Here is a 4,806-nt window from a genome sequence, read left to right as displayed (position 1 = left end):
CCTCGCCGGCCTCTGCCGGGACGCGGACCGCGACGGAGCCCGGCATGGACTTGGCGTCCTCCACGGCCGTGCGCGCGGCGAGGTAGGCGGGGCCGCGGCCGGCCCGCGTGCCGGAGGCGTAGGACTCGTCGTCGACCCCTCCCACCCCCAGGCCGCAGTGCCACTCGCCGGCGCGGAGCGCGACGAGCAGCGCGGACCGCGCGGCGGCCGGGTGGTCGAGCAGGCCCTGGACCTCGTCCCCGGCCGTCCGCTCGAACGCCGTCACGCAGGGCACGCCGGCCAGGGCGTCGAGGAGCGCGGGCACGCGGTCGTCGGAACTGCGGCTGTGCCGTTGGTCGATCGTCAGCACGTACATGAGGCGATCGTGCCACACCCCGCCGACATGAGGTGAATATGCCTCATTGTGGCAAATGTGCCGAAATCACCTCATGTGGGCGCGGGAGGCGCGGAGGCCGTTGAGGATCACCACGACCTCGGCGACCTCGTGGATGAGGACGACCGCCGCCAGCCCGAGGGTGCCGGTGATCGCCAGCGGCAGCAGGGTCGCGATGAGGACCAGGGAGAGGACGATGTTCTGCGTGATGATCCGCCTGCCCCGCCGCGCGTGGGCCAGGGCGTGCGGGAGGAGCCGGAGGTCGTGGCCGGTGAAGGCGACGTCGGCGGACTCGACGGCCGCGTCCGAGCCGGTCGCGCCCATGGCGATGCCGAGGTCGGCCGTGGCCAGCGCGGGGGCGTCGTTGATGCCGTCGCCGATCATCGCGGTGGGGCGCGAGCGGGACAGCTCGGCGACCGCGGAGGCCTTGTCCCCGGGCGAGAGGCGCGCGCGGATGTCGCGGATGCCGGCCTGCGCGCCGAGGGCGGCGGCGGTGCGCGGGTTGTCGCCGGTCAGCATGGTCACCCCGATGCGCTGGTCGGCGAGGGCGATGACGACGACGGGGACCTCGGGCCGGAGCTCGTCGCGGATGCCGATGGCGCCGATCGGTCCGCCGTCCCGGTGGACCACCACGACCGTCATGCCCGCGCTCTCGAGCTCGGCGATCTGCTCGGTGAGCCCGCCCGCGGCGAGCCGGTGCGGGCTGCCGACCGCGACGGCGGACCCGCCGACCACCCCGGAGATGCCGCGCCCGGCGGTCTCCTGGACCCGCTCGGCGTACGGAGCGTCCGGGGCGGCCGCGGTGATCGCGGAGGCGAGCGGGTGCGTGCTGTGGCGCTCCAGGGCGGCGGCCGCCGAGAGGACGTCCGACTCGCCGGCGCCGGGCGCGGTGAGGACGCGGATGACGGAGGGCGTGTTCCGGGTGAGGGTGCCCGTCTTGTCCACCGCGAGGTGGCGGATGGTGCCGAACCTCTCGAACGCGGCCCCGGACTTGATCACCACGCCGAACCGGCTGGCCGCCCCGATCGCGGAGACCACCGTGACCGGCACGGAGAGGGCCAGGGCGCAGGGGGACGCGGCCACCAGGACCACCAGGGCGCGGGTGATCCACAGCTCCGGATCGCCGAGCAGGGAGCCGAGGACCGCGACGAGCACGGCCAGGACCAGCACCCCGGGCACGAGCGGGCGGGCGATCCGGTCGGCGAGGCGGGCGCGGTGGCCCTTCTCCGTCTGGGCCCGCTCGACCAGGTGGACGATCGTGGTGATCGAGTTGTCGGTGCCCGGGGCGGTGGTGGTGAGCTCGAGCAGCCCGGAGGTGTTGATCGAGCCGGCCGGCACGGGGTCGCCGGGTGCGACCTCGACCGGGATCGACTCGCCGGTGACCGCGGAGGCGTCGACGCTGCTGCGGCCGCGGGCCACGATCCCGTCGGTGGCGACCCGCTCGCCGGGCCGGACCACCAGCGTCTGGCCGACGAGCAGGTCCGCGGCCGGGATCTCCACCGTGCCCGCCCCCTCGGTGCCCGCGCCGTCCGTGCCCGAGCCGTCGGCCCCGGAGCCCCGCCGGATCGTCGCGGTGTCGGGGACCAGCGTGAGCAGCGACCGCAGTCCCGCCCGGGCGCGGTCCATCGCCTTGTCCTCGAGCGCCTCGGCGATGGAGTAGAGGAACGCCAGCGCGGCCGCCTCCTCCACGTGGCCGAGCAGGACGGCGCCGACCGCGCTGATGGTCATGAGCAGGCCGATGCCGAGCTTCCCGCCGGTCACCAGGGCTCGGACCGCCCCCGGGGCGAAGGTGTATCCGCCCAGGAGGAGGCCGATCCAGAACGGGATCCGGCCGGCGAGCCCGACCCCCGACCACTCGGCGGCCAGGCCGGCGAGGAACGCGACGCCCGAGAGCGCGGGCAGCAGGATCCCCGGGTCCCTCCACCACGGCAGGTCCCGGTCCTCGGGGCCGCCGAGTTCCGGTGCGTCGCAGCCGCACGCGGACGTCATGGCGTCTCGCAGGCGGTCCGCTCCGTCAGCACCCGCTGAACACTACAGCGGACCCGGACACGGTCGGACTCCCGCGGCGGCCGGCGCGGGTGCGGATCAGGCGGTGGCGGGCGCGGGGCGCGGATCAGGCGGTGGCGGGGCGCCCGATGTCCGGCCGGGCGTCGCCGAAGACCTCCTTGCGCTCGCGCGCCCGGACCTTCTCGCCCCACTGCTCGAGCCGGGCGCGGCCCATCGGGGTGCGGTAGCGCCAGGTGTTGAGCGGGATGAGGTAGGCGTGCGCCCACGGCGGGCGGACCGGCAGGCCGAACTCGCGCATCGACTCGCGCCCGAGCAGCACGGTGAGCATGCTCAGCAGCCGCTCGTGCCCCAGGCGCGCCCGCAGGCGGGGGAGCGGCCCGCTGCGGTCGCGGCCGCGCTGGGCCTCGACCAGCGCCCGGGTGAGCCTGGGGCCCGCCTCGGAGATGTCGGCCTGGGCGAGCAGGATGTGGTAGTTGACGCGGTGGCGTTCGCGCTCGCCCTCCACCAGGTAGTGGTCGGCCACGCCCATCAGCCAGCCGACGTAGCGCCACATGTGCATCACCGCGTCGGACTCCCCGCGGGTCACGCGGACGCCCAGGGTGCGCACCCCGAGCAGGACCACGGCGTCGAACAGCCCGAGGGTCGAGGCCAGGTCACTCTGGTTGATGGGCAGGCCCCAGCGCGCGCTGTCCCACCGCGGCTCCATGGCGTTGTTGACCACCGCGTGCATGGCCCGCACGTGGCCGGTCAGCCGCCACGCCTCGCCGCCCGGCCGCAGCCCGTCGGGGATGGACAGGGACATGGTCCAGTGGCTGGTCTCGGCCAGGCGGCGGAGCGTGGTCTCGCCGGTCAGGCCCCCGGTGGCCACCAGCAGGTCGGTGGGGCCGCCGAACCGGTAGCCGCCGATGAGCGACAGTTGCAGCAGGATGTCGGCGGCGTTCTGGCCCAGGCGCAGGTAGGCCTTCTGGCCCTTCTCGATCTTCTCCCAGTCCACCCAGTCCGGGGTGTCCTCCAGGTGGGCGATGTAGTCCCGCAGGATCTGGGGGGCCTCGTCGGGCAGGCCGGCCGAGCCGGTCGTCAGCGCCTGGTCGAGCTGGCGGCGCGTCACCGCGCCGGGCTCCCCGGAGCGCAGCCGCATGGCGCGGGCCAGCCGGTCGCCCAGCTCGTCGCGCTCGAAGAAGTCGCGGCCGATCCGGTCCATGAGGGCCTCGTCGAGGTCCCCGACGCGGGCGATGGGCTTGAGCGCGCGACCGAGGCGGCGGCCCCGCGCCTCCCCCTCGCGGTGGCGCTGGGGGTACGGCGTGGTCCGGGTGGTGGCCGGGGCAGTGGTCATGCCACGACTATGACGCGAGTATTTACTCGCATACAATTCGCGTTCATGAGAAGGGTCCCCCAGCAGGCACGATCCCGGGCGATGGTGGAGCGGATCGTGGAGGCGGCTCGCGTCGTGCTCGTGCGCGACGGCTACGAGGCGTTCACCACCAACCGCGTGGCCGACCAGGCGAGCGTCAGCCCGGGCTCGCTCTACCAGTACTTCCCGGACAAGTCCGCGCTGGTCGCGGTGGTCATGGACCGCTGGTCCACCGAGATCTCCGACCGGATCGCGTCCTCGCTTGTCGGCGCCGGTCCGGTGGACGTGCAGGACCCCGGAACGGTCCGCGCGATCGCCGACGCCCTGCTGGCCGCGCTCGAGGCCGACGCCGGGCTGCTGCGGATCATGTGGGAGGAGCTCCCCGCGGTCCGGCACCGGACCGCGCAGCACGCGCTGGAGCAGCGGGTGCGCGAGCTCCTGGCCGTGTACCTGGCCGCCGCGGGGGTCGGCACCGCGGACCCCGCCGCGCGGGCGTGGGTGCTCGTCATGGCCGTGGAGAACGTGGCGGTGCGGTGGGTGCTGGACCGGCCCCCGGTCAGCCGCGATGCGCTGCTGGACGAGTTCACCGCGCTGGCCGGGGGATCCTCGCCGCGCGGCCGCCCCGGGTTCCGGCAGGATGGCGGGCGATGAGCCCTCACTCCCGGCACGGCCTCGCCGTCACCCTGTCCCTCGTCGTGGCCGTGGTCGCCTCCGCCTGCTCCTACGGTCCCACCCGCCAGGCGCCGACCCCGATCCCGCCCGGAATCCCGCCCGGGCCCGGGGCGCCGGTGCCGGCCGTGGACCTCGACGCCCCCGGTCGCACCTCCGATCAGCTGCGGCCGTGGGCGGCGGGGATCAACGAGCAGATGAACATCCCCGTCGCAGCGCTGGCCGCGTACGGAAACGCCGCCGAGACCATGCGGCAGACCCGGCCCGAGTGCAACCTCGCCTGGACCACCCTGGCGGGGATCGGCCACGTGGAGACCCGGCACGGGCGGTACCGCGGGGCGTCGCTGAACGACGACGGCTACGCGCTGCCGCCGATCATCGGGGTCAAACTCGACGGTTCGCCGGG

Annotated in this window: 3 protein-coding genes and 2 pseudogenes; 2 read left to right on the top strand and 3 right to left on the bottom strand. The window is 74.9% G+C overall.

The window, feature by feature from the left end:
- The 3 genes and pseudogenes from B4M60_RS05875 to B4M60_RS05865 all read right to left on the bottom strand — a co-directional run.
- Window positions 1-355 (bottom strand): annotated as a pseudogene (locus B4M60_RS05875) (hypothetical protein); the annotation flags it as partial.
- Window positions 356-421: 66 nt separating this feature from the next.
- Window positions 422-2,362: a heavy metal translocating P-type ATPase gene (locus B4M60_RS05870; RefSeq protein WP_291081193.1), complete on the bottom strand. Its 1,941-nt coding sequence runs from the start codon at window positions 2,360-2,362 to the stop codon at window positions 422-424.
- Between the two features lie 124 nt (window positions 2,363-2,486).
- Window positions 2,487-3,713 carry an oxygenase MpaB family protein gene (locus B4M60_RS05865; RefSeq protein WP_291081192.1) on the bottom strand — a complete coding sequence of 409 codons (1,227 nt, stop codon included), beginning with the start codon at window positions 3,711-3,713 and terminating at the stop codon, window positions 2,487-2,489.
- Window positions 3,714-3,758: 45 nt separating this feature from the next.
- On the opposite strand from B4M60_RS05865, the gene B4M60_RS05860 reads away from it, so the two are divergent.
- Together B4M60_RS05860 and B4M60_RS05855 are read left to right on the top strand one after the other, a co-directional pair.
- Complete coding sequence (locus tag B4M60_RS05860; protein ID WP_291081190.1) at window positions 3,759-4,382, top strand: TetR/AcrR family transcriptional regulator; 624 nt, start codon at window positions 3,759-3,761, stop codon at window positions 4,380-4,382.
- Window positions 4,379-4,806, top strand: a pseudogene (locus B4M60_RS05855) (hypothetical protein); the annotation flags it as partial. The gene B4M60_RS05860 and the pseudogene B4M60_RS05855, both read left to right, overlap by 4 nt.

Source organism: Dietzia sp. UBA5065, from assembly GCA_002415925.1.
Lineage (GTDB): Bacteria > Actinomycetota > Actinomycetes > Mycobacteriales > Mycobacteriaceae > Dietzia.
The sequence above is the reverse complement of the archived record's forward strand: the minus strand, read 5'-3'. Positions and strand labels throughout refer to the sequence as shown.

Coding starts and splice junctions, on each gene's coding strand:
- B4M60_RS05860 (WP_291081190.1), top strand. CDS start 3,759: ATGAGAAGGGTCCCCCAGCAGGCACGATCCCGGGCGATGGTGGAGCGG.
- B4M60_RS05865 (WP_291081192.1), bottom strand. CDS start 3,713: ATGACCACTGCCCCGGCCACCACCCGGACCACGCCGTACCCCCAGCGC.
- B4M60_RS05870 (WP_291081193.1), bottom strand. CDS start 2,362: ATGACGTCCGCGTGCGGCTGCGACGCACCGGAACTCGGCGGCCCCGAG.